This is a genomic window from Tessaracoccus sp. MC1679, assembly GCF_014164775.1.
Taxonomy (GTDB): Bacteria; Actinomycetota; Actinomycetes; order Propionibacteriales; family Propionibacteriaceae; genus Arachnia.
Genome location: NZ_JACJGB010000002.1, coordinates 1 through 24,142, shown reverse-complemented (window position 1 = coordinate 24,142; position 24,142 = coordinate 1). Strand labels below are relative to the sequence as shown.

Sequence of the window (24,142 nt, the reverse complement as noted above, 5' to 3'; positions counted from 1 at the left end):
TGCGCCGACGCCCTCGCTTCAGTGGATCAATGTCTCGGGCAAGTGATCCAGCGCCACTCTCCGGAGGAGGCGTTGGTCGTGCTGGAGTCGGCCGTGAACCTCGAACTCATAGCTCCGGCTGATGCCCGGGCCCTTATCAACGCCGCCCCCGTGCGGAAGCGCCGCGCGCTCGAGCACTTCCAGCTCGGCGCACAATCGGGATCAGAGACAAGGCTCCGACTCTTCTTTCAGCAACGCCGGGTGAAGGTCAAGTCTCAAGCGTTCATCCCGGGAGTAGGACGCGTTGACATGCTGGTAGGCCGCTCATGGATCGTTGAAGCGGACAGCCACGCTCACCACTCCGCGGGGTTCAACATCGAAGTGGACCGAGACCGGGATCTCAACGCCTGGGAGCTCGGGTACGAACGGACACGCTTCACGTACCAGCAAATCTGGTGGTCTTGGGAGAGGACGCAGCAGGCTCTCCTCGCTGGGCTTGCGTCGAAACGCCATCTGAGGCCACCGAAACCGCGCGCTGCCTGAACTCACCAGGCCAAGTCAGAATTCTTTCATATGTAGGCGTGCAGATCGTCACGCATAGCGACGATCTGCACGCCTACATATAGAAGAATCACAGACCCGTGAAGATGGTCCGCCTGGGCTCCGTCGTCCCTACCGGAGAACGCGCGCGATCAATAGGCCACGTCAAAGATCGGACGCGCTCCACGCCGCTTCAGATGGCGCGTGCAGGAGCCGCGCTGATCAAGGCGGTGCTGCCGTTGGCGGGATTTACTCCTCGACCTTGTCTTCGGTGCCCTCGCAGCGTGTCGAGGCCCGCCGTCGCGGGGCCGGGCGTCGGGAGAAGCTGATGATCTTCGGTGACGACTACGCAACGGCCGACGGTACGGGCGCGCGGGACTACATCCACGTCGTCGACCTCGCTGCTGGGCACCTCGCGGCGCTCGATTACCTGAGCGATCACGCTGGCTACTACGTATGGAACTTGGGCACGGGCAATCCGACCACGGTCCTCGAGATCGTGCGCGCCTTTGAGGAGGCCGCTGGGATCACGGTTCCGTACGAGATTGTGGCGCGCCGCCCGGGTGACGTGGCGGCCTCGTACGCCGACGTCGATAAGGCGCACACGGAGCTGGGTTGGCGGGCGGAGAAGTCTGTTGCTGATGCGTGCGCCGACACCTACCGCTGGCAGTCGGACAACCCCAACGGGTTCGCTGGCGCCTGAGTCCTTGACGCGAATCCTCCCCGAGTTCTGATTCCGGGCGCCCCACGGGCGAAAATCCGGAACTAGCGGAGGATCCGCGTCAAGAGCCCACGATGGACTCGCTCCAGGGCTCGGCTGGACGCATGGTTGTGGGCGGTGCGGATGTACAAGACCCGCTCCGTGGCGACCGCTGCCGTGCGCGGCGGGCACGTGCGGGTCGATGACAAGCTGCCCAAGTCGTCGCAGCACGTGGGGGAAGGCCAAGTGGTCCGGGTGCGTCGCGCCGAGCACGAGGACCGGATCATCGAGGTGGTCGATCCCACCTTGGTGAAGCGCGTCGGCGCGCCGCAAGCCCAGGCCGCCTACATCGAGCGCACACCCGAGAAGCCGCCTCCGATTCCGGAGATGGTGGGTCGAGTGGCCGTCCGTGAACGCGGTGCGGGGCGCCCCACCAAGCGCGATCGTCGCGACATCGAGCGGCTCCGCGGACGCTGACCCCGCCGTCGGAACCGGACCTCGCCTTTCGTAGAATGGTGCGCGAGGTGAGGCCATGTCCACAACGACCAAACCGGCAGTCGGGCGAGCGACGCCTGCGCTGACCAGCTTCGCCCTCAAACTCACCATGGCCGTCACCGGATGGATCTTCGCGGCCTTCGTCGGCATTCACATGTATGGCAACCTCAAGGCGTTCGTGGGCGCGGAGGCCTACAACTCCTACTCATTCTGGCTGCGCCACGCCCTCTATCCCCTCCTCCCGGAGGAGGGGCTGCTGTGGATCATGCGCGTCGTGTTGGCCATTGCGCTGGTCGCGCATGTGGGCGCCTCCGCGATCCTGTGGGCGCGAGGTCGGCGCTTCCGGGGGCCACATCGTCGGGCCTCCTACGGGGCGTGGGCGGCACGATCGATGCCGTGGACCGGCCTGTTCCTCCTAGCCTTCATCGTGTTCCACCTCCTCGATCTCACCCTCGGCATTTTCGGCCCCGCCACGTATCAGGCGGCCACTGCCACCGAATCCTTCGCCTACCAGAACACGGTCGCTAGCTTGGCTCGACCGCTCGCCGGCGCGTTCTACTTCCTCGCCATGGCCGCGCTGGCCGCCCATCTTGCGCACGGCCTGTGGACCACCGCCAACGATGTCGGGGTCACAGGCCGGCGCGCGCGCCACACGTGGAAGGTCATCGCCTACCTGCTCGCCGCCGTCATCGCGGCGGGTAACGCGTCCCTTCCAATCGCTATCTGGCTAGGGGTGTTGTCATGATCGACGACCTGCGCACCGTGGGCACCGAGGTCGCGGCCAACATCCCCGACGTCCCACCCGCCGAGGCTTGGGCCGTCCGCACGCTCGAGTACCGCCTCGTTGCCCCCGCCAACCGGAGGCACCTCACGGTGGCGGTGGTCGGCACCGGACTCGCCGGGGCCGGCGCCGCCGCGGCGCTCGCCGAACTCGGCTACCGGGTGGAGGTCTTCACCTACCACGACGCCCCACGCCGCGCGCACAGCGTGGCCGCCCAAGGCGGAATCAACGCGGCCCGTGCCCGCGCCGTCGACAACGACTCGTTGGAGCGTTTCGTCATCGACGTGATCAAGGGCGGCGATTTCCGTGGTCGGGAGGCGGAGGCCTACCGGCTGGGCGCGGAATCCGGCCGCGTCATCGACCATCTCAACGCCATCGGCGCCCCTTTCGCCCGCGAGTACGGCGGGGCGCTGGCGACCCGCTCCTTCGGCGGGGTCCAGGTGTCGCGCACGTACTACACGCGCGGCCAGACGGGGCAGCAGTTGCAGGTGGCGTCGGCGCAGGCGCTGCTGCGGCAGGTGCACGCCGGTCGAGTTGAACTGCACACCCGGCACGAAATGCTCGACCTCATCGTCGACGACGGTAGCGCCCAAGGCATCGTCGCCCGCGACCTGGTGACCGGCACGATCCGCGCCTACCCGGCGCACGCCGTCGTACTCGCTACCGGCGGCTACGGCTCGGTCTTCTATCACTCCACGCTCGCCCGACACTCCAATGCCAGCGCCGCCTGGCGCGCACACCTGCGCGGCGCGCGGATGGCCTCGCCGTCGTTCATCCAGTTCCATCCGACGGCGTTGCCCGTGGACTCGCCGCACCAGTCGAAGACCACACTGATGAGTGAATCGCTGCGCAACGATGGTCGGATCTGGGTGCCCGCCCGCACCGATGACACCCGTGCCCCCAACGACATCCCCGAGGCCGAGCGCGATTACTACCTCGAGCGCCAGTACCCGGCGTTCGGCAACCTCGCCCCGCGTGACATCTCGTCGCGCGCAGCCCGGCGGATGATCGATGCGGGCCACGGCGTCGGGCCGTTGAAGAACTCCGTCTACTTAGATTTCTCCGACGCCATCGCCCGTCTTGGCCGCGACACCATCGCCGAGCGCTACGGCAACCTCTTCCACATGTACGCCGACGTCACGGGCGAGGATCCCTACGTGGAACCCATGCGGATCGCGCCGGCTGCGCACTTCACGATGGGAGGGCTGTGGGCCGACTTCGATCTGATGACCTCCATCCCCGGATTGTTCGTCGGCGGCGAGGCGGGCGCCGGTTACCACGGGGCGAACCGCCTGGGTGCGAACTCGCTGTTGTCGGCGTGTGTCGACGGCTGGTTCACGCTCCCGCTGTCGGTACCCAACTACCTCGCTGGCGTCCGCGGCACGCCGCTGCTCAGCGCCGACGCCCCGAGCGCCGTCGCCGCCGTCGACGAAGTGGGTGCCCGGGTGGAGAAGTTGCTCAGCATTGGCGGGACCACGAGGGCGTCGTCGTTCCATCGCGAGTTGGGCGAGATCCTCTATGCCGGGTGTGGCTTCGCTCGCACCGAAGCGGGGTTGACAAGGGCAATCGCGGAGATCGACGCACTCCGAGAGAGCTTCTGGCGCGACCTTCGGCTCCCCGGCCGAGCCGACCACCTCAACCAAGAACTCGAGGAAGCCGGACGTGTGGCCGACTTCATCGAACTCGCGCAGCTCATGTGCCTCGACGCCCTCGACCGCGAAGAATCCGCCGGCGCGCACTTCCGTGAGGAGTTCCACACCGACGGCGGGGAAGCCCAGCGCGACGACGCCAACTGGGCTTTCACCAGCGTTTGGGAACATGCGTCGCCGCCGATCCGCCACCGGGAACCACTGCGGTTCCACGCCGTCGCGCTGCAGGAGAGGGACTACCGGTGAAACTCGCACTGGAAATCTGGCGGCAGAACGGCCCGCTCGACCGAGGTCGGTGGGAGCGCCACGAGCTCGACGGCCTCACCCCGCAGGCGTCGCTGCTCGACGTGTTAGACCTCCTCAACGCGCAGATCGTCGACGGCGGCGGCGAGGCGGTCGCCTACGAATCGGACTGCCGGGAGGGCATTTGCGGGGCGTGTGGGGTGACGGTGAACGGGGTGCCGCACGGCCCGGTGCCGAACACGCCGTCGTGCCGTCAGCATCTGCGCGCGTTCGGCGATATCCGGCGGCTGCGGATCGAGCCGCTGCGCTCGGCGTCGTTCCCGGTGGTGCGCGACCTCGTGGTGGACCGCTCGGCGCTCGACCGGCTTGGCGCTGCGGGTGGGACAGTCGCGGTGAATGCGGGCACGGCAGCCGAGGCCGATGCGCTGCTAGTGAGCCACGACGACGCGGAGTTGGCGCTCGATTTCGCCGCCTGCATCGGGTGCGGCGCGTGTGTCGCAGCCTGCCCGAATGGTTCGGCGCATCTGTTCGCGGGCGCCAAGGTCGCGCATTTGGCGCTCCTGCCCCAACCGTCGACGGAGCGGAGCCGCCGGGCGCGGGTGATGGTGGACGCCGTCGAGGCAGAATTTGGCCCGTGCTCGACCTACGGCGAGTGCGTCAAGGTGTGCCCCGCGGGGATTGACTTGGCGGCGGTCGCGGCCCTGCATCGCGAGCGCCTCCGAGCCGCCGTCCGAGGGCCAAACTAGCGAGGAACGAGCTGGGGCATCTGGACCCTGAGGCGCACGCGTCCGAGGAACGAGCGCCGAGGCTGGTCCCTGAGGGGCATGCGTTCGCGGGCATCGTTGAGACGCTGGACGAGGTCGGCATGCCGCTCTATATCGTCGGTCAGGGCCGCGTGAGCCTCCCGACGACGCCCGAGCTCGGCATCATGCTCGCGATCTCCGAGTACGAGGCCGAGCACTCGGCGGAGGGCTTTACGCTGTAGCCGACACCCGACGTCCCCGAGGGCGGATGGTCGCGCCTGCTGCGGCCACCGCCCTCCTTACTGCCCCCTGGCTCGCTCCGAAGCGCAGGCCGACCGCCACCAAGGTCAAGCCGCTTTCGTGGAGCCGCACCGCCTCGGGCGTGTGTTCCTCAGCAAGCCCTCTCGTGCGCGTCGCAGCGGAGCGGCGGACGAGGTGCGCGGACACTGTGCGGTGATAGACCCCGAACCTCTCACCGAGCTGCGCAAGCGTCATGCCCTGCTCGTACAGGGTCACCAGCTCATCGACCTCGGCGGGGCTCAGAAAGGTTCGAGTCCTCCCAACTGCGCGCACCACACGACCGCGAGAGTCGGTCACCGAGGGTTCCGAGGGCCGTTCGCTGCGCTTGTAGGCACCCTGAGACAGGCGAGAAGCCACGGTTTTCAGGGCCGGGCCAGGGTTCTCAAACTCTCTACGCTGGTGCACCGTCAGGCAGTGAACCAGTGCACCGCGTAGGGGCGCAGGGTCATCGTCCAGGGCGTCAGGTCCCACTCCACACCGTCGAGGAGCTCGCGGGCGCGTTCTCCCAGGGTCTCGCTCACGCACGCCATGGGCACCGTGATCTCCGTGGGCGAGAAGCTGTACACCTGAACCATGGGGCCGGTTGGGTGGTCCCGCTTGATGGCCAGGACGCGCGGGTCCCCGGTCTCGAGGAACACGGCCTCCCTGGAGGCGTGCAGCTGGGCTGCATGGCGCCGGACGGACAGGACGTGCCGGAGCCAGGCGTTGACCCTCGCCGCGGGCGAGGTGGGGTTGTCGGCGAGCGCGGCCACGGCCGCCCAGTCCATCACCGGGCGGTGGACCCACCGGTTGTCGTCGGCGTGTTCGGGGTCGCGGGCGAAGTCGTGGTCGTTGAGCATGGCCACCTCGTCGCCCATGTAGAGCAGCGGAATGCCGCCCCACCCGCAGATGACGGCGTGCAGCAGGTTGATCCTGGCCACCGCCTGCTCCTCCTTGTAGGCGTTGCCCGAGTCAAGCGCGGCCTCGAGCCCCGCCAAGGAGGCCATCGAGCCGGAGATCCGGCGGTCCCCCGTGGCCGGGTTCGCCTGGAACACCAGTCCGCGCGCGAACGAGTCCGGGTGCTCGCCGGAGTAGAAGTCGCTGAGGTAGCTCCGGTGGGCGAACCCGTTGAGGCCCGCGGTGGCGGCATCCACGTCATCGATGGCCCAGCCGATGTCGTCGTGGCAGCGGATGTAGGTGCCCCAGGTGGCCGTGGCCGGCTTTGCCGGGAATCCGCCGAGCGCCCGACGCAGCAGAGTCGTATCGTGCGTGGCCAGAGTCGACCACAGCTGCGCCATCAACGAGTTGTGGTACGCGATGTCCGAAACCTTGCCGTAGTGCTCGCCCTCGCCGAAGTAGGTGATGAGGTCCTTGGGACCGACGATGGCCTCCGCCTTGAACGCCACCGCGGGTGCCGCGATCCGCACCGCGGCCCGGAGCGCCTGCGTCAGCGCGTGCACGGGGGGCTGGTTCTGGCAGTCGGTGCCCATGACCTTCCAGATGAAGGCGATGGCATCGAGCCTCAGCACCTCCACGCCGCGGTTCGCCAGCTCGAGGATGATGTCGAGGTACTCGATGAGGACGTCGGGGTTGGCCCAGTTCACGTCCCACTGGTAGTCGTTGAACGTGGTCCACACCCAGCCGGCCAGGTCGTCGTCCCAGGTGAAGTTGCCCGGGGCGAAGTCCGGGAACACCTCCGGCAGCGTCTCCTCGTAGCGGTCCGGCATGGTCCGGTCCGGGAAAACCATGAAGTAGTCGCGGTACCTCTGTTCCCCGGCACGCGCCCGCTGGGCCCACTCGTGCTCGCGGGCGACGTGGTTGAGAACGAGGTCCACCACCAGCGAGATGCCGTTGGCCCGGAGGCTGGCCGTCAGGTTCTCCAGGTCCTCCATGGTGCCGAGGTCTGGCCTGATCGTGCGGTAGTCGGCGACGGCGTAGCCGCCGTCGTTGGCGCCCTCGCGCGGCTGCAGCAACGGCATCAGGTGCAGGTAGGTGACGCCCAGGTCCTGCAGGTAGTCGAGGTGGTCGGCGATCCCGTTGAGGGTGCCGGCGAAGCGGTCCGTGTAGGCCACGTAGCCCACCTGCGAGGGGAGCTGCAGCCAGTCGGGGCGCAGCAGCCGCGCTTCGTCCAGCTCGCGGAGGTCGTCGCTGCGTGCGTCGAACCGTTCACGGACGAGGTCGCGCACGCGGTCGGTGACCTCCCAGGCCCGCTCTCCGTAGACGGCCTCCAGCGCCGCGATCAGCTCTGCGCCGTAGCGCTCCCACCTGAGGTCGAAGGTCGTCTTCACCCTGCTCAGCGTAGTGCTCAGCCTCGCCCGGTGAGCGGCATCCAGGGGGGTTCGGTGGTCGGCGTGACCGCGTGGCGTTCCCACGTCGTCCACCAGTCCTCGGCGCCGTCGGGCAACGGCGTGTCGTGGGCGGAGCGGACCGCGTCGCGCAGCTCTACCTTGGCGCCCCGCAGCGTGAGGAAGTCCCGCCGGCTCGGCTCGGGGTTCTCCAACAGGCGCTCCTCCAGGCGGATGATGCGCATGCGGAGCGTGATGATGCGGCGGTGCAGCTCCTCCGCCGCCTCTCCCAGGCCCAGGTGCCGCTCGGCGGCCCGGAGCCAGCCGTAGTCCCGATTGATGGCGATCAGGCCGGGGTGGACGGTCATGGTGTCGTGCACGGCGAGCTCGGGGTGGATGACGATGGCGCCGGCCGAGTGCGCGTAGGCGAGCTCGTCGCGTCCCGCCTCGTCGATCAGTATCTCGGTGGAGCGCATCACCACGCTGAACATGTCGGCGTCCATCATGCTGGTGCGCCGGGGCAGTCCCTGTGCCTGCGACGAGATGACGTAGTTGCGCGCCGCACCGAGGTGGCCGATGGCCAGTTCCGCGGGCAGATTCTCCCGCGCGCCGCCGTCGACGTAGGTCTCGTCTCCGATCGGGACGGGCCGGAACACGGCGGGGATGGCGCAGGAGGCGAGCACGCCGACGGCGAGGTTGTGCTCGGTTTCGTCGACGGGGCGGTCGGCGCGGTCGACCAGGGTGCCGGTCTCGGTCATGAACCGCAGCTCGCCGCTCTCCAGCGCGACCATGGCGATCCGGAGCGTCACGCCGGAGGCGGCCACTCGCTGAGGGTCGAAGGTGCCCGGGTCGAGCAGGTGGGCGAGCATGGGACCCGGCCGGTACATGGAGCGCGAGCGGCCCATGCCCTGCCAGATGCTGCCGAGGCCGCTGCCGATGCGGGGCAGCCGGCCGAGGTGGGCGGCGATGCCGGACAGCACCGAGAGGGACCACTCGGACGGGACGTCCTCGTCGGGCGTGAGCGCCAGCTCCAGTGGATCCATCGGCGGCGGCTCATCGGGGCTCTGCGGGCTCACCGGCGAGGAGCGCAGGAACGGCAACAGCGCCGGCCTCCGTGGGGGGCGCGGCGGCGCCTGTCGCGGCAGGGAGACCACCTCGAGCCAGACGGGCGCCTCCGCCTGGAGCCGCTGGAACCAGGGGCGCGGTGTGAACATGTCCTCAGGGCCGGTCATGGACATCCATAGCCCGGTCAGCCGCTCCAGATAGGCGCGCTGGCCCTCCCTGGTGGGGTCCTGTGCGAGGGCGGAGGCAAGGATGGCCCCCGCGGAGGCCCCGACGAAGACGCTGGGCGCGAACGCCTCGTCGTGCCGGTACAGGTAGTCCAGCGCACCCAGCTGAAAGCCGGCCCGGGAGCCGCCGCCCGACAGCGTGCAGGACACCACCTCAGGGCGCGGGCTACGCCCGAAGAAAGGAAGTCCGAACCAACCCTTGACAGCCATTCCACCAAGCGTACTCAGCACGTGGGTCGGGCGTCGGCCACCGCTGGGCGGGCTCGCCTGTCCTGCCGCTGAGAATGTCGCTAGGCTCCAGGCAGCTTGTGGGCGAGGAACCCGGTGTGGCTCCGGGGCGGTTCCGCCACTGTGACGTCGTTGATCGACCAGCCAGACACTCTCCACAGGTGCATCCGACCGGTCTACGGGGCGAGAACCCCGAGGAGGAAACCCGCGAATGACCGATTCACCCGCGCGCATCGCGCTTCTGTCCACGTCCGACACGGACCTGTTGTCGGCCCGCGCCAGCGGGTCGAGATACACGTGGGCCAATCCCGGACGCACGACCGACGGCGTGCTGACCCGCCTCGTCGAGGACGCCGATCTGGTGGTGGTGAGGCTCCTCGGCTCCCCACAGGACCTCTGGCCGGGAATCGCCCACGCGCGGACCATCGGAACCCCGCTGGTGATCCTCGGCGGTGAGCACCAGCCGAGCCCCGAACTGATGGAGCTGTCGACGGTGCCGATGAGGGTCGCGGCGGAGGCGCACCGCTACCTGGCGGAGGGCGGCCCGGCGAACCTGGCCGCACTGCACTCCTTCCTCTCCGACACCGTCCTGCTCACCGGTCTCGGCTTCGACCCTCCCAGCGTGATCGCCGCGTGGGGCTACGCGCCTCGACCCGCCGTTGATCCGGCGCTTCCGCGCATCGGCATCCTCTACTACCGGGCCCACGAGGCCAGCGGCAACAATGCCTTCGCGCATGCGCTGGCCGACGCCGTCGATGAGACCCGTGAAGCTGTCGGCGTCCCGATCTACGCGGGGTCGCTTCGATCCGCTCCTGACGCCCTCTATGAGGCGCTCGGCACCTTGGACGCGCTCGTCGTCACCGTGCTGGCCGCCGGTGGATCCGTCCCCGCCACCGCAGGGGCCGGCGGGGAGGACGAGTCCTGGGACGTCGCCCGGATGGCCGCACTGGACATCCCTGTGCTCCAGGGTCTGTGTCTGACCTCGTCGCGCGCCGAGTGGGAGGCCTCGTCCGAGGGTGCGACGCCGCTCGACTCGGCCAACCAGATCGCGATTCCCGAATTCGACGGGCGCATCATCACCGCACCGTTCTCGTTCAAGGAGATCGACGAGCAGGGCCTCCCCGCCTACGTAGCGGACCCGGAGCGCACCGCCCGCGTGGCACGCGTCGCCGTCAACCACGCCCGGCTCCGCAGCATCCCCAACGCGCGAAAGCGCGTGGCCCTGGTGCTGTCGGCCTATCCCACCAAACACTCCCGCATCGGCAACGCGGTGGGGCTCGACACCCCGGTCTCCGCGATCCGTCTGTTGCGCCTTCTCCGCGCCGAAGGCTACGACCTGGGGCCGGACGACGACACCGCCGACTTCCCGATCCACCACCTGCTGGACCTGGGCGACGACACCGCGGCCGGGGACGCGCTCATCCACGCTCTCATCGCCGCCGGCGGTCAGGACGAGGAGTGGCTCACCTCAGCTCAGTTGACCGGGGCGCACGTCCGCATCCCGGCCGCCGATTACGACGCGTGGACCGCACACCTGCCCCCCGACCTGCGCGCCTCCATGGTGGCCGCCTGGGGGGAGTCGCCCGGCACTTTGTTCGTCAACGAGGCGGGGGAACTGGTGCTGGCGACGCTGCAGGCAGGCAACGTCATCGTCCTCATCCAACCGCCGCGGGGCTTCGGTGAGAACCCTGTGGCGATCTATCACGACCCGGACCTGCCGCCCAGCCACCACTACCTCGCCGCGTACCGGTGGCTTGAGCGCGGCTTCAGGGCCGACGCGGTGGTTCATCTGGGCAAACACGGCTCGATGGAGTGGCTCCCCGGGAAGAACGCCGCCCTTTCCGCCTCCTGCGGCCCGGATGCCGCGCTCGGCGACCTGCCCCTGATCTACCCGTTCCTGGTCAACGACCCGGGTGAGGGAGCCCAGGCCAAGCGCCGGGCCCACGCAACGATCGTCGACCACCTCATCCCGCCGATGGCCCGGGCGGAGACTTATGGCGACATCGCCCGGCTCGAGCAACTCCTCGACGAGCACGCCAACATCGCGGCCATGGACCCGGCGAAACTTCCCGCGATCCGCGGCGAGATCTGGCAGCTGATGCGCTCGGCTGAGATGCACCGGGACCTGGGCCTCGAGGAGCAGCCCCACGCCGAGGAATTCGATGACTTCCTGCTCCACGTCGACGGCTGGCTCTGCGAGATCAAGGACGCCCAGATCCGTGACGGTCTCCACATCCTGGGTGCCGCCCCCACCGGTGAGGCCCGCGTCAACCTCGTGCTGGCCATCCTGCGGGCGACGCAGGTCTGGGGAGGTGTGGGGGACGCCGTCCCTGGTCTGCGGGCTGCGTTGGGCCTCACCGATGGGGCAGACCTGGCGGCCGTCGATCTGGCCGAGTCCCAGGCGCGTGATCTCATCCACCGTGCGGAGGCGGCGGGCTGGGACCCATCCGCGGTCTCGACGCTCCACACGGACGCCAGAGTCGGGCGCGTCCTCCGCTTCGCCGCGGAGCAGGTGGTCCCCCGCCTGGCCTCCACCACAGACGAGCTCACGGCCGTCGTCCATGCGCTCGCCGGTGGCTTCGTCCCCGCCGGACCATCAGGGTCGCCGCTGCGCGGGCTCGTGAACGTGCTGCCCACCGGGCGCAATTTCTACACCGTGGATCCTCGGGCGGTGCCGAGCCGCCTGGCGTGGCAGACGGGGCAGGCGATGGCGGACTCCCTTCTCCAGCGCCACCTGGACGAGGCCGGCAGCTACCCGCCGTCGGTAGGGCTCTCGGTCTGGGGCACCAGCGCCATGCGGACCTCTGGCGACGACATCGCCGAAGTCCTCGCCCTGCTCGGCGTGCGGCCGGAGTGGGACGAGGCCTCGCGGCGGGTGTCGCGGCTGACGGTGGTGCCGCTGGAGGAGTTGGGCCGCCCTCGGATCGACGTGACGCTTCGCATCTCAGGGTTCTTTCGTGACGCATTCCCGCACGTGGTCGCGATGCTCGACGACGCCGTCGGCATGGTCGCCGGCCTTGACGAGCCCGACGAGATGAATTTCGTGCGTGCTCACGCCCGCGCAGATCTCGCGGTGCACGGCGACCATCGCCGGGCGACCACGCGTATCTTCGGCTCGAAGCCCGGCTCCTACGGCGCCGGGATCCTGCAGGTGATCGAGTCCGGCAACTGGCGCGATGACGCGGACCTCGCCGAGGTGTACACGGCCTGGGGTGGCTTCGCCTACGGCCGCGGTCTGGACGGGTCCCCGGCGGCCGAGGACATGCGGACCAACTACAGGCGGATCGCGGTGGCGGCGAAGAACATCGACTCCGCCGAGCACGACATCGCGGACTCCGACGACTATTTCCAGTACCACGGCGGGATGGTGGCCACCGTCCGGGCGCTGGCCGGGACGGCGCCGAAGGCGTACGTCGGGGACTCGACCTCACCGGACTCTGTCCGTACCCGCACCCTCGCCGAGGAGACGGCGCGCGTATTCAGGGCCCGCGTGGTGAATCCTCGATGGATCGCGGCGATGCAGCGCCATGGCTACAAGGGGGCCTTCGAACTCGCCGCGACCGTCGACTATCTGTTCGGCTTCGACGCGACGGCCGGCGTGGTCCATGACTGGATGTACGACCGGTTGGCCCACGCCTACGTCCTCGACGGCCCCACTCAGGAGTTCCTGCGCAGGTCGAACCCCTGGGCCCTGCGGGGGATCATCGAGCGTTTGCACGAGGCCGCGGAGCGCGGCCTGTGGGCGGAGCCAGACGCCGACACCCTCGCGGCCATGCGTGAGGTCTACCTCGAGGTCGAGGGTGAGCTGGAGGACGACACATGAGCGGATCGGTGAGGGTGCGGATACTCGGTATCGGTATGGGTGCGCACCATGTGACGCCGGAGGTGTCGCGGGCTCTGGCTGAGACCGACTACGTGCTCGCAGCCAGGAAGCGCGACGACGACGGGCTGCTGGCGGCCCGCCGGGCCATCGCCGCCGCCCACGGCGTCGAGGTGGTGGAGGTACCCGACCCCGAGCGCGACCGGGACGCTCCCGCGGACTATCCGGCCGCGGTCAGGGCCTGGCACGCTGCCCGGGTCAGCGCCTACGAGGAGATCCTGCGTGCCCGGCGTGGCACCGCCGCCTTCCTGGTCTGGGGTGACCCGGGCCTCTACGACTCGACCATCCGCATCGTCGAGGGGATCGCGGCGAGGCTCCCGCTCAGCTACGACGTGCTGCCGGGGATCAGCGCCCCGCAGGTGCTGGCGGCCCGGCACCGGATGGTCCTCCACCCCGTGGCGGACCCGGTGCACGTCACGACGGCGCGGAGGCTGCGCCAGGACATCGCGGCGGGCCAGAGGAACCTTGTGGTCATGCTGGGTGGAGCGCCCGCCCTGGAGGGTCTCGATGACTGGTCGATCTGGTGGGGCGCCAACCTCGGAGCGGACTCCGAGGAACTGGTGGCCGGCCGGGTGGCGGAGGTCAGCCGCGACCTGACTGCGGCGCGGGAGCGCGCCCGGGCCAGCGCAGGCTGGGTCATGGACATCGCACTCCTGCGTGCCCCCGATGGGTCCGCCCCACCGCTGGAGGGCGGTGCCGGATGAGAGTGCTCATTCTTGGTGGCACCAGCGAGGCGCGCCGCCTGGCCGCGCGGCTCGTCGAAGCTGCGGGCATCGATGTCACCACCTCCCTGGCCGGCCGCGTCGCTGCCCCGCGACTGCCGCCGGGGCGCGTGCGCACGGGAGGTTTCGGTGGCGTGGAGGGCCTCCGCGCCCAGCTGGTGGACTACGACGCCGTCGTGGACGCCACCCACCCCTTCGCGCTGGGGATGACCGCGAACGCGGTCGAGGCGTGCCGCGCCGACGGTGTGCCGCTGCTCAGGCTGGAGCGGCCGGGCTGGTCGCCCGATCCGGCCTGGTGCTACGTGGACGATCACGAGACGGCGGCCGATACCGCCGCCCAGGCAGGTGCCCGGCCGTTGATCACCGTCGGACGACAGGAGCTCGCGCGCTACGTGCCGGCGCTGTCAGAGCGTGCAGTGCTGGCCCGCGTGGTGGATGCGCCCGACTTCACGGTGCCGCCGGCCTGGGAGGTGGTGCGGAGTCGTGGCCCGTACCCGCTCGATGACGAGCGGGCGCTCATGCGCCGCCACCGCACCGATGTTCTGGTCACGAAGGACTCGGGTGGGACCTACACCAGCGCGAAGCTGGAAGCGGCCGCGGAACTCGGCGTGACGGTGGTGATGGTGCGTCGGCCACCGGGCCCTCAGGGCGTGCCCACTGTGGTGGACGTCGACGCGGCGCTGGCCTGGTTGCTGCGGAGGGTGTGAGCCCCGCAACCGGCGGCCTCACCACTCGATACCGCGCTGACCTTTCTGCCCCGCGTCCATCGGGTGTTTCACCTTGGTCATCTCGGTGACCAGGTCCGCCATCTCGATCAGACGTGCATCGGCGCCGCGCCCGGTGATGATGACGTGCTGTCGTCCCGGGCGGCTGGCCAGGGTGGTGACCACGTCCTCCACATCGACCCATCCCCACGTCATGGGGTAGGTGAACTCATCGAGGATGACCAGGTCGTGCGTCTGGTCTGCGAGCCTTCGCTGGACCTCCAGCCACCCCTCGCGGGCGGCGGCCCGATGGTCCTCCACCTCACCCTGTTTGCGGGTCCACGACCAGCCGGCGCCCATCTTGTGCCATTCCACGGGGCCCCCCTCGCCGGTCTCGTCGTGGAGCCGCCCGAGGCGTTCCAGGACGGTCTGCTCGCCGATGCGCCACTTGGCCGACTTGACGAACTGGAACACACCGATGCGCCAGCCCTGGTTCCACCCACGCAGCGCGAGGCCGAAGGCCGCCGTGGACTTGCCCTTGCCCTCGCCGGTGTGGACGACGAGAAGCGGCTGGGTGCGTCGCTGGCGTGTGGTGAGTCCGTCGTCGGGGACGGACAGCGGTTGACCTTGGGGCATCAGGCGGCTCTTCTCATATGGGTGTGGACCGTGGAAGTGAGGGCGTCCGCGGTGACCTCCGCCACCGGGACGTGTCGGGCGCCGAGCCGATCAGCCAGGCGCGCCGCGAGGCCGAGCCGCAGCGGGCCGCTCTCGCCGTCGATGACGACGCTCATCACGCCCAGCCCCGCCAGGTGCGCGGCTGCCAACTCGGAGCGGGCCAGCGCGTCGGCTCCGCCGGTGGCGCGCCCGTCGGTGACGACGATGAGGAGAGGACGCAGGCGTGGGTCGCGGCGGCGCTCACGCGTCAGTACGGCTGCCGCCTCAAGGAGCCCCTCCGCCAGCGGCGTCCGGCCCCCCGCGGACAGATCGTCGAGGCGGGCCGCCGCCACGTCGACGGAGTGCGTCGGCGGCAGGACCAGATCCGCCCGCCGACCCCGGAAACTGATGAGCCCCACCTTGTCCCGCCGCCTGTAGGCGTCGAGCAACAGCGAGAGGATCGCCGTCTTGACCTGGCCCATCCGCTTGCGGGCTGCCATGGACCCCGAGGCGTCGACGCAGAAGAGGATGAGGTTGGCTTCGCGGCCCTCCCGCACCGCAGTGCGGGCATCCTCCGGCCGCAGCATGACCCGTCCTTGGGGGTCGCGGTCCGGAGCGCGCCCGGCGGCGGCCAGCAGGGTTTCGACGAGGTGCAGACCCCCGCCGGCGCCCACCGCCCGGCTGGCCCCGATCCGACGGCCGGTCTCGCTGATGGCCCGGCTGCGGCGCCCGGGCGCCCCGTGGCCAGTTCCCTGCACGACGAATGCCTTCGGCCTGTAGGGCTCCCCGCTGGAGACCCGGCTCTCGGGGGATGCTTCCGGTGCCGGTGCTGCCTCCGCCGTGTCCTTGCCCTCGCCATCGATCGGCGGGCTGGCCTCCATGGGGGGCTGCGGCGCCGGATCGGTGCCGGTGGGGTCCTGCGGATGAGGGCTCTCGTCGCTGGGATCCGACGGCGTGGAGTCGTCGTCGCGGGGCGGGTCGTCGTCGCGGGGCGGGTCGTCCGGCGGAGGAGAGTCGCGCCCGAGAATGTCGTCGAGGAGTTGCTCGTCGAGCCCGGGCGCGTCAAACGGGTTGCGCCGCCGCCGGTGCGGCAGGGCCAGGAGAGCCGCCCGGCGGATATCGGCGCGCGTCACTTCCGTGCGCCCCTCCCAGGCGGCATGGGCCACGGCGGTTCGGGCCGTGACGAGGTCGGCGCGTAACCCGTCGACCTCGAACGCCGAGCAGATCTCGGCGATCTTCAGCAGGGCGGCGTCGGACAGCACAACCGAAACGACCCTGGTGCGCGACGCCTCGATCCGGCGGGTGAGTGCCTCCTCCGCGGGCCGGTACCTCTCTGCGAAGCTGACCGGGTCCCCGTCGAAGGCCATCCGCCGCCGGACGACCTCGGCCCGCAACCCGGGTTCCCGGGGGGCCGCGACCTCCACGGTGAGGCCGAAGCGGTCCAGAAGTTGCGGGCGCAACTCGCCCTCCTCGGGGTTCATGGTCCCGATCAGCACGAAGCGCGACAGGTGCTCCACGGAGACACTGTCACGCTCCACGCTCACCCGCCCCATCGCGGCCGCGTCCAGCAGCAGGTCGACAAGGTGATCGTGCAGGAGGTTCACCTCGTCGACGTACAGCAGGCCCCGGTGGGCGCGGGCGAGCAGGCCGGGCTCGTATTCGACGCGCCCGTGGGACAGCGCCCGCTCCAGGTGCAGCGAGCCGAGCACGCGGTCCTCCGTCGCCCCGACGGGGAGTTCGACGAGCCGCACGGGCCGGCCCACCGTCTCCGCCCCGGGCCCGAAGGGACCGTCCGGGGAGGTCGATGCCGGGTCGGCCGGGTCAACCGAGAACCGGTCCGCGGCGTAGACCCTCACGTGAGGGAGGACGGCTGTCAGCGCACGCACCGTGGTTGATTTGGCGGTCCCCTTCTCGCCGCGGATGAGGACCCCGCCGATTTCGGGGGAGATGGAGGCCAGGACCAGCGCCAGGCCCATGTCATCCATCGCGTCGGTGTCGCAGCCGAGAACGGCAGGGAAAGGAAAGTGCACCGGCATGTGAGGCTCCCGCTCGTGTGGCCATGGTCATGATCGGGCGCGAGGCCGGTCTTCGGACTTGCCTGGTCCTTCGCTCACGCGAAGGCCGGGTTCACCGCAGCGGGCCTGTGCCGGACTCTCACCGACTTCCCAGATTCTCCCCGTCACCCAAAGCCACCGTCTCCGATGGTTCGGCTTTCCGGGGCACCTCGTGCCTATGCCCACATGATAACGTCCTTTGTCGTGTCCGACGGAACCCGCGCGGCGGTTGGCCGCACCACCGGCCGGGTGATCGTCGTCGGCGTTGCGGCCGACGGTGTGCACGCGGTCAGCGAGGAACTCGCCGGATCCGGGACGCTGGTCGTCGGTGCGGCGCGGCACCTGGGTCTACTGCCCCCGGTCCGCGGGCAGGCGCGGCTCCCCCTACCCTCTCCGCTGCGGGCCGGGCTGGCTGAGATCGTCACCGCTCACCGCGACACCACGGTGGTGGTGCTGGCATCCGGCGACCCGTTGGTCTCGGGCATCGGCTCCGTCCTCATCGACATCCTCGGCCCCGACAGCGTCGAGATCCGCCCTGCCGTCTCATCGGTGGCGTTGGCCCGGGCGGCGATGCGCTGGCCGGCGGAGTCCCACGGCCTGGTCAGCGTGGTGGGGCGTGACGTGTCGGTCGTGCTGCGGGACCTGGCGCCCGGCCGACGCCTCCTGGTGCTGTCCTCGGACGAGCTCACGCCGCGGCTCCTCGGTGCGCTCCTCGTCGAGGCCGGATACGGCTCGTCGCTTCTCACGGTACTGGGGAATCTCGGCGGCGACGAGAGCCGGCTCGACCTGGACGCCTTCGCCGCGGCCGCGGGCGTGGTCGCGGAGTTCCCGCGGCTCAACATCGTTGCGATCCAGTGCGTCGGGGAGCTGATCGCCGGGTGGACGGCGGGTGTGCCCGACAGCCTGTTGACGGGGGTGGTGACCCCCCTCCCGCGCGACGTCCGGGCAGCGGCTCTAGCGCTGTTGGGGCCGGTCCCCGGCGGACGGCTGTGGGACATCGGCCGGGGCGCGGGTCCCGTGGCGGTCGAGTGGCTCCGCGCCCATCCCACCTGCCTCGCCACGGCCGTGGTGCCCGATGTGGCGGCAGCCGGGCCGATCGGCGGCCTCGCCGCCCGGCTCGGCGTACCACGGCTGCCGGTCGCGGTCGGGACGGCGCCGTCGGTCCTGGCTGGCCTGGCCCGGCCGGACGCGGTGCATCTCGGCCCCGGCGCGGCTGCAGCCCGGCTCGCTGCCGTCTGTCTTGGCGCGCTTCGGCCCGGCGGACGGCTCGTCGCACACGCCGTCGGGGAGGGGGAGGCTGCGCGGCTGCTGGAACTGCAGCACCGATTCGGGGGACAGCTCACCCGGATCGGTTGTGAGGTGCGGACGCCCTCGGGGTGGGTGCCCGGCTATGCGGTCACGCGGTGGGCGCTGACGATCGCCTGACCACAGGCTGCCTGCTGCGCGCCCGATCCCTGTCGTACAGGTAGGACTCGCCGCCCGAGGTCGGGTCCAGAGCCGGCCCAACCAGGATCACCGCCGCCTGCCGGAGCCCCGCGCTCTCGACGGCGTCCGCTATGGTCGCGACCGTCGCGGTGAGAATCTGCTGCTCCTGCTGGCTGGCCCGGTAGACGACGACGGCGGGGCAGCCCGCGCCGTACTCGGGCTCGATCTCCGCCATGAGGCTCCGCACCGTCGTCATGGCCAGGTGGAGCACGAGGGTGGCGCGGGTGGCGGCGAACGCGGCGAGTGACTCGGTGGCGGGCATCAGCGTCGAGCGGGCCTGGGTGCGGGTGAGGACCACAGACTGCGCCAGCAGCGGTACCGTCAGCTCCCGCCCGATCGCGGCGGCCGCGGCAGCGTAGGCGGGAACACCGGGGGTGACGTCCCACGGGACCCCGACCGCGTCGAGGCGTCGGGTCTGCTCCGCGAGCGCGGAATACAGCGACGGGTCACCGGAGGTGAGCCTGACCGCGACCCGGCCTGCGCGGTGCGCGGCCACGAGGTGGCCGGTGATCTCATCCAGGTCGAGGTGCTGCGTGTCCACGAGATCCGCTGACGGGCCTGCGTGTGACAGCACGTCGGGGTCCAGATAGGTGCCCGGATAGAGCACGACATCCGCGCCGGCGAGCAGGCGCGTGGCCCGTACGGTCAGCAGATCAGCGGCCCCGGGACCGGCCCCGACGAAGTGGACGCTCACCGCACGAACCTCGGGGTCCATACGCCGGCGGGCCCTACGCGGGTTGCCGAGGCGCCCACAATGAGGAGGCACTTCATGTCAATCGACGCCGGATCCAGCTCGCCGAGCGTGGTGACCGTGAGGGATTCCTCTCGTCGCCCGATGTCGCGGCCCACCACCACGACGGTGTCGCGGGCCCGGTGTTCCAGAAGTATGCGACGTGCCTCGGCGATCTGGGTGCTTCGGGTCCGCGAGGCAGGGTTGTAGATGGCCAGGACCAGATCGGCTTCAGCGATCGCGCGCAGCCGACGCTCCACCACTGCCCAGGGCTTGAGCCGGTCGGACAGGCTGACCACTGCGAAGTCGGCGCCGATCGGGGCCCCGGCGCGGGCGGCCACCGCCTGCACCGCGCTGACGCCGGGGAGAACGCGGATCCGCACGTCGGCGTAGACCGGATCCTCGGCCGCCTCGAACACGGCGGCGGCCATGCCGAAGATGCCGGCATCGCCCCCCGACACCACCGCGACCCGCTCGCCCGCGCGAGCGAGGTCGAGGGCGAGCCGGGCCCGTTCGACCTCGACGGTGTTGCCCGACGCATGCCGCGTCAGACCCACCCGGTGCGGGACCCGGTCCACGTAGGGTCCGTACCCGACGACGTGGTCCACGTCACTCAACGCCGTGACCGCCTCGCCCGTCATCCAGTCCTCCGGCCCAGGTCCGAGCCCGACGACGAGGACCTCACCGGTCTGCGAGGTGCTCAGCCCCGGCGTCGTCGGCTCGACGCCCTCGCCCTCGCCGTCGCGGGACCGGGTGCCGTTGAGTGAGTCGCCGGTGACGACGATGAGCGAGAAGTAGGGCACCTCGTCGGCCTGCACCGCGCTCACGGGCATCCAGCGCTCCTGACTCAGCGAGGCGCGCTCCACGTAGACGGCGTCGTTGAGCCGGCCCGAGACCTCCAGCGCGCGGCGGACCGCCGGGAAGGTGCGACCCAGCTTCATGATGATCGCTCCGTCCGTGTCGGCGAGGCGCCGGGCGAGTTCCTGCTCGGGGAGGGTTCCCGGGAGCACGGTCAGCACGTCGGTCTGGCGCACCAGGGGGCTGCGGATCGCGGCGGTGGCGGCGGCGAACGCCGGCACGCCGGGAACAATTTCGGTGTCGAAGTCCACGGCCAGCCGGTCAGACATGTACATGCAGGACCCGTAGAGCAGCGGGTCACCCTCAGCGAGCAGCACGACATCGCGCCCTGCCCGGAGATGCCCGGAGATCCGCGCCGCGGAGTCCGCGTAGAAGGCGGCCATGGCGCCCTCGTAACCGCCGGGGTGGTCCGTCTTCCCTGTCGTCAGCGGGTAGGTCAGCTGCTCCTCCACCACACCCGGCCGGAAGAGTCCGCCTGCGGTGCGGCGGGCGTTCGACTGGCGGCCCGCGGCGGCGTGGTAGGCCACCACGTCGGCGCCCTGGATGAGCCGCGCGGCCTTGAGTGTGATGAGCTCAGGGTCGCCGGGGCCGACTCCGACACCGTAGAACCGCCCGCTCATTCCTGCTCCAGTGCCAAGGCGTTGAGCGCCGAGGAGGTCATGGCCGATCCGCCCCGTCGGCCCAGGACCGTGAGATACGGGATGTCGATGCCTTGTCTGTCGTGAAGATCGATCAACTCCTGCTTGGACTCCGCTGCGCCGATGAAACCCACGGGGCAGCCGACGATCGCGGCGGGCCGGGGGGCGCCGTCGATGATCATTTCCAGGAGGTGGAACAGCGCGGTGGGGGCGTTGCCGATCGCGACGACGGCGCCCTCGAGCAGCGGCTCCCACAGCGAGACCGCCGCCGCGGTGCGGGTGGTTCCCCAGGCCTTGGCGAGATCTGCGACGCGGCCGTCGTTGAGGAAGCACAGCACCTCGTTGTCGCGGGGTAGCCGACGGCGGGTGACGCCGGTGGCCACCATGGTGGCGTCGCAGAGGATGGGCGCCCCCGCCTCGAGGGCCCCTCGGGCGGCCGAGACGAGCTGCGGATGGATCACCAGGTCGCCCACGAGGTCAACCTGACCGCTGCCGTGGATCATCCGCACGGCCACCTTCTCGGCGTCCGGGGGAACGGAGGCGAGGTCGGCCGCGAGGCGGATGGCGGCGAAGGAGTTGACGTAGATGTCCTGGCCCTCGCCGATGTAGTCGTAGTGCCTGGTGGGCCGGGTCGGGTGCGTCATGCTGATTCTCCTCGGGGGACGAGCACACCCCGCCAGGGTGTGACGATGACTTCGGGCGCGCCGTCGGCCAGTGCGGCGATCTCGGTGCGGTCGAGCCCGTTGTCCGGCACGGGAACGTGCCTGCCCCCTGGTACCTCTCCGTAGGGGAGCGGCGCAGCCGGGGTCGGTAGCCGCGGATCCGGCGGGGCCGGGGCGACGAGGGGGGCGGCCAGTTCGCTCACGTGCCAGGGCGCCGTGGGTCCGGAACCACGAGTGGCGAGGAACCGTAGGGCCAGGGCCGCGAGGCTCTCCGGCGCCGCGGCAATGGGGACTACCTCGCCCCAGTCACCGCCGGCGCGCAGTTGCCCCGTGTCCGCGTCCAACGCGATGAAAGCGAGGTCGGAGCGACGCTCCATGAGGTCTCCCCGCCCGTCGTCGAGTACGACGAGGAACCGGCCCGGCAGGTCGGCCAGGCGCGGCGTGCCCTGCAGCAGGGAGTCGAAGGCTGCCGAGACCGGGCGCAGGTCTGCCCGGCCCCCGGCCAGTCCGCTCTGCGGTGAGACCATCACGTTGCGGACGAGTTCATGCGAGCGGCTGGGCAGAAGACCGGTGCTCTCGAGGGCGGCCAGTGCTTCCGCGTCGAGGCAGTCGTCGGTGCCGGGGAAGGCACGCACCTGCAGGTTGGCGCGCCCGGTGACGCGCACGCGACCATCGCCGAACCGCTCGGCCACCTCAGCGAGGGCGATCAGGGACCGGGTGGCCACGCGGCCACCGATGATGCGCAGGCGCACCAGGAGGCCGTCGTCGGCAGACCACGGACGCAGCGCGCCTGGGCACTGGTCTCGTCGGTCGCGGAGAAGTGTCATGGCAAGGAGGCCCTTCGGTCCGAGGCCCTTGCGCGGGGCCGCTCTGAGACCTGGCGGCGGTCGCCGCAAGGGCCAGCAGGTCTTCGGACTCGGGATCATTCGGATCGGGGCGCCTTCCCGGGTATCACCCAGTGGCTGCCATCTCTGGCGTGCTCCGACCGTCACCCTCACCGCTGCGCGTCAGTCCCGGAATCGCACCGGGTTCCCTGACTCCGGGATGCGGAGTACGACTGGCAGCCGTCACCCTACCTCCTTTGCGCCGACACGACCCCTGGTCGTGGTCCCGACGAACTCAGTGCGGAGAATCTCAACCCGGAACTTTCCCCGGGCGGACGGTTGAGCGAAGAGTGATGCTCCTGTGCGTAGTCGTCAGTCGCTGTGCCGCGTTCTTTGAGCGTCGAGGCCGCTTCTCGGCGCCTCGGCCAGCAGGTGAGGGGGCGTAGCTGAGAGGGCCAGGCTCACGTTTTCGAGGCTTCGGAGCGGTTGCACTCCGCGCCTGGCCTTCTCACTCAGCGGGGACCGTTGGTTGAGCCGGGCGGCGTGGAGCGGGATCGACGCGCGTCAGCGTCGAGACCTTTCCGTGCCCGGTTCATGGACTTGGGGAGCCCCAGATGGCGGCACTGCGTTCGATGAGGTTGTCGAGGCTGTGTTCGGCGTGCTTGTGGCGGGCGCTGTGGGTGTCCGGGTCTGGCGGTTCCGGTTCCCGGCCCGGGGGGTCGGCTGCCTCGTGTGGGCAGGGTGGTGCCCCTGCTTGGAGGTTGAGTTGTTGGAGTCGGTGGCGTTGGTGCTGGCGGGGTCGGCGGGCGGGGTCGATGTGTCGGGGTGGGGTGAACCATGGCAGGCCGGTGGCGGGGTCGAGGTGGACCCGCCACTGGGATTCCTCTGATTGGAGGGGGTCGGGTTCGACGAGGCGGTGGTGGTGTGGGCAGAGCAGAACTCCGTTGGCTAGGCAGGTGTCCCCGCCGGACCACCAGGGGATGATGTGGTGCGCCTGGCACGGTGCCGGTGGGGTGGTGCAGCCGGGGAATACGCATCCCTGGTCCCTCTGCACGATGGCGGCGCGGAGGGCGGGGGTGAAGAGGCGGTGGGTGCGGCCGACGTCCAGGGGGCGTGAGGTGGTGCCTAGCACCATGGGGATCAGGTCGGCGTTGCAGGCCAGGCGACGTGCGTCGCTGGCCGAGAGCCGGTCGCCGCCCGCGCCGAGCAGTGTCACGTTGCCGAGGCCGGTGACGAGGGTGTCGTAGTCCAGGGTGATGTGGACGTGGGGGCGGTCCACCCCGTGTGAGGGCAGTGTCCCGCCGCTGGCGGCGTGCTGGGTCAGCAGCACCAAAGCGTCGGCGCGGCGGGCGTCTCTGGTGGGTGTTTCGCTGGTGGCCGTGTACTTCGAGGCCGGAGGCATCAACGCATCGAGCTGGGCCGTCAACAGGGCGGCGTCGGCGAGCGGGAGCTGGCCCGTGATCCGCATCGAGCCGTGGTGGTCCGGGGCGAGGCGCAGGAACCTGTTCCGGTGCGCGGCGCGCTCCTCCCGCGCGAGGCGCTTGGCCTCGTCGGCGTCGGCGCGGTCTGGGTCGATGATCTCTGCCATCCGCGAAGCGAGGGTCCGCAGCTCGGAGGGGCCCAGCTCGTCGACCCACGACAGGATCTCCGTCTGGCATTGCTCGAGCTCCGCGGGGCTCAGCCGGGCGGGCAGTCGGCGCAGCCCGTCGGTGATCGCTTC

General features: G+C 70.4%; 19 protein-coding genes and 2 riboswitches. Of the genes, 10 read left to right on the top strand and 9 right to left on the bottom strand.

Annotated features, from left to right (window positions below; all coding sequences use genetic code 11):
* Positions 1 to 42 precede the first annotated feature (42 nt).
* The 6 genes from H5398_RS03210 to H5398_RS03185 all read left to right on the top strand — a co-directional run bounded on the left by H5398_RS03210 (position 43) and on the right by H5398_RS03185 (position 5,133).
* Positions 43 to 522 (top strand): hypothetical protein, encoded by a 480-nt coding sequence (locus H5398_RS03210; protein WP_182799000.1) that lies wholly within the window; start codon positions 43 to 45, stop codon positions 520 to 522.
* Positions 523 to 601: 79 nt separating this feature from the next.
* A complete protein-coding gene (locus tag H5398_RS16770) occupies positions 602 to 1,222 on the top strand; it encodes a GDP-mannose 4,6-dehydratase (protein ID WP_182799260.1) in 621 nt (206 codons plus the stop codon).
* A gap of 72 nt (positions 1,223 to 1,294) precedes the next feature.
* Positions 1,295 to 1,696: an RNA-binding S4 domain-containing protein gene (locus H5398_RS03200; protein WP_370586055.1), complete on the top strand. Its 402-nt coding sequence runs from the start codon at positions 1,295 to 1,297 to the stop codon at positions 1,694 to 1,696.
* A gap of 55 nt (positions 1,697 to 1,751) precedes the next feature.
* Complete coding sequence (locus H5398_RS03195; RefSeq protein ID WP_182798998.1) at positions 1,752 to 2,459, top strand: succinate dehydrogenase cytochrome b subunit; 708 nt, start codon at positions 1,752 to 1,754, stop codon at positions 2,457 to 2,459.
* Entirely contained in the window at positions 2,456 to 4,390 is a 1,935-nt protein-coding gene (locus H5398_RS03190; protein ID WP_182798997.1) for a fumarate reductase/succinate dehydrogenase flavoprotein subunit, read from the top strand. Before H5398_RS03195 ends, H5398_RS03190 begins: the two co-directional genes overlap by 4 nt.
* On the top strand, positions 4,387 to 5,133 hold the full coding sequence (locus tag H5398_RS03185) for a succinate dehydrogenase/fumarate reductase iron-sulfur subunit (RefSeq protein WP_182798996.1): 747 nt from the start codon (positions 4,387 to 4,389) through the stop codon (positions 5,131 to 5,133). Before H5398_RS03190 ends, H5398_RS03185 begins: the two co-directional genes overlap by 4 nt.
* Before the next feature lie 704 nt (positions 5,134 to 5,837).
* On the opposite strand, the gene H5398_RS03180 is transcribed toward H5398_RS03185, so the two are convergent.
* Both H5398_RS03180 and H5398_RS03175 read right to left on the bottom strand, forming a co-directional pair.
* Positions 5,838 to 7,697 carry an amylosucrase gene (locus H5398_RS03180; RefSeq protein WP_370586038.1) on the bottom strand — a complete coding sequence of 620 codons (1,860 nt, stop codon included), beginning with the start codon at positions 7,695 to 7,697 and terminating at the stop codon, positions 5,838 to 5,840.
* A 17-nt stretch (positions 7,698 to 7,714) separates the two neighbouring features.
* Complete coding sequence (locus H5398_RS03175) at positions 7,715 to 9,193, bottom strand: patatin-like phospholipase family protein (protein ID WP_182798995.1); 1,479 nt, start codon at positions 9,191 to 9,193, stop codon at positions 7,715 to 7,717.
* Between the two features lie 229 nt (positions 9,194 to 9,422).
* Here H5398_RS03175 and H5398_RS03170 point away from each other — a divergent pair, with 229 nt between their 5' ends.
* Genes H5398_RS03170 through H5398_RS03160 form a run of 3 tightly spaced genes read left to right on the top strand, consistent with a single transcriptional unit; the run spans position 9,423 to position 14,520 of the window.
* The gene (locus H5398_RS03170; protein WP_182798994.1) at positions 9,423 to 13,034 is read left to right on the top strand and encodes a cobaltochelatase subunit CobN; all 3,612 of its coding nucleotides are present in this window, start codon (positions 9,423 to 9,425) and stop codon (positions 13,032 to 13,034) included.
* Positions 13,031 to 13,795 carry a precorrin-6A synthase (deacetylating) gene (gene cobF, locus H5398_RS03165; protein WP_220489110.1) on the top strand — a complete coding sequence of 255 codons (765 nt, stop codon included), beginning with the start codon at positions 13,031 to 13,033 and terminating at the stop codon, positions 13,793 to 13,795. Before H5398_RS03170 ends, cobF begins: the two co-directional genes overlap by 4 nt.
* Positions 13,792 to 14,520: a cobalt-precorrin-6A reductase gene (locus H5398_RS03160; RefSeq protein ID WP_182798993.1), complete on the top strand. Its 729-nt coding sequence runs from the start codon at positions 13,792 to 13,794 to the stop codon at positions 14,518 to 14,520. The genes cobF and H5398_RS03160 overlap by 4 nt, the downstream gene beginning before the upstream one ends.
* Positions 14,521 to 14,538: 18 nt before the next feature.
* On the opposite strand, the gene cobO is transcribed toward H5398_RS03160, so the two are convergent.
* Together cobO and H5398_RS03150 are read right to left on the bottom strand one after the other, a co-directional pair.
* Positions 14,539 to 15,153 (bottom strand): cob(I)yrinic acid a,c-diamide adenosyltransferase, encoded by a 615-nt coding sequence (gene cobO, locus H5398_RS03155; protein WP_182798992.1) that lies wholly within the window; start codon positions 15,151 to 15,153, stop codon positions 14,539 to 14,541.
* On the bottom strand, positions 15,153 to 17,147 hold the full coding sequence (locus H5398_RS03150) for a VWA domain-containing protein (protein WP_220489139.1): 1,995 nt from the start codon (positions 17,145 to 17,147) through the stop codon (positions 15,153 to 15,155). Before H5398_RS03150 ends, cobO begins: the two co-directional genes overlap by 1 nt.
* Positions 17,148 to 17,232: 85 nt before the next feature.
* A riboswitch (cobalamin riboswitch) is annotated at positions 17,233 to 17,380 on the bottom strand.
* Between the two features lie 49 nt (positions 17,381 to 17,429).
* Between H5398_RS03150 and cbiE the strand changes: the two genes are divergently transcribed.
* Positions 17,430 to 18,650 carry a precorrin-6y C5,15-methyltransferase (decarboxylating) subunit CbiE gene (cbiE, locus tag H5398_RS03145; protein ID WP_370586037.1) on the top strand — a complete coding sequence of 407 codons (1,221 nt, stop codon included), beginning with the start codon at positions 17,430 to 17,432 and terminating at the stop codon, positions 18,648 to 18,650.
* On the opposite strand, the gene H5398_RS03140 is transcribed toward cbiE, so the two are convergent.
* The 5 genes from H5398_RS03140 to H5398_RS03120 all read right to left on the bottom strand — a co-directional run.
* Positions 18,622 to 19,425: a cobalt-precorrin-4/precorrin-4 C(11)-methyltransferase gene (locus H5398_RS03140; RefSeq protein ID WP_182782292.1), complete on the bottom strand. Its 804-nt coding sequence runs from the start codon at positions 19,423 to 19,425 to the stop codon at positions 18,622 to 18,624. The two genes, cbiE and H5398_RS03140, sit on opposite strands and share 29 nt — an antisense overlap.
* Positions 19,401 to 20,918, bottom strand: coding sequence for a precorrin-2 C(20)-methyltransferase (locus tag H5398_RS03135; RefSeq protein ID WP_182782293.1), 1,518 nt, complete (start codon positions 20,916 to 20,918; stop codon positions 19,401 to 19,403). Before H5398_RS03135 ends, H5398_RS03140 begins: the two co-directional genes overlap by 25 nt.
* Entirely contained in the window at positions 20,915 to 21,580 is a 666-nt protein-coding gene (locus tag H5398_RS03130) for a precorrin-8X methylmutase (RefSeq protein ID WP_182798990.1), read from the bottom strand. The genes H5398_RS03135 and H5398_RS03130 overlap by 4 nt, the downstream gene beginning before the upstream one ends.
* Entirely contained in the window at positions 21,577 to 22,425 is an 849-nt protein-coding gene (locus tag H5398_RS03125) for a nitrite reductase (RefSeq protein WP_182782295.1), read from the bottom strand. The genes H5398_RS03130 and H5398_RS03125 overlap by 4 nt, the downstream gene beginning before the upstream one ends.
* A 56-nt stretch (positions 22,426 to 22,481) precedes the next feature.
* Positions 22,482 to 22,675: riboswitch (cobalamin riboswitch) on the bottom strand.
* Positions 22,676 to 23,014: 339 nt separating this feature from the next.
* A partial coding sequence (locus H5398_RS03120; RefSeq protein WP_182798989.1) for an HNH endonuclease signature motif containing protein occupies positions 23,015 to 24,142 on the bottom strand: 1,128 nt, incomplete at its 5' end.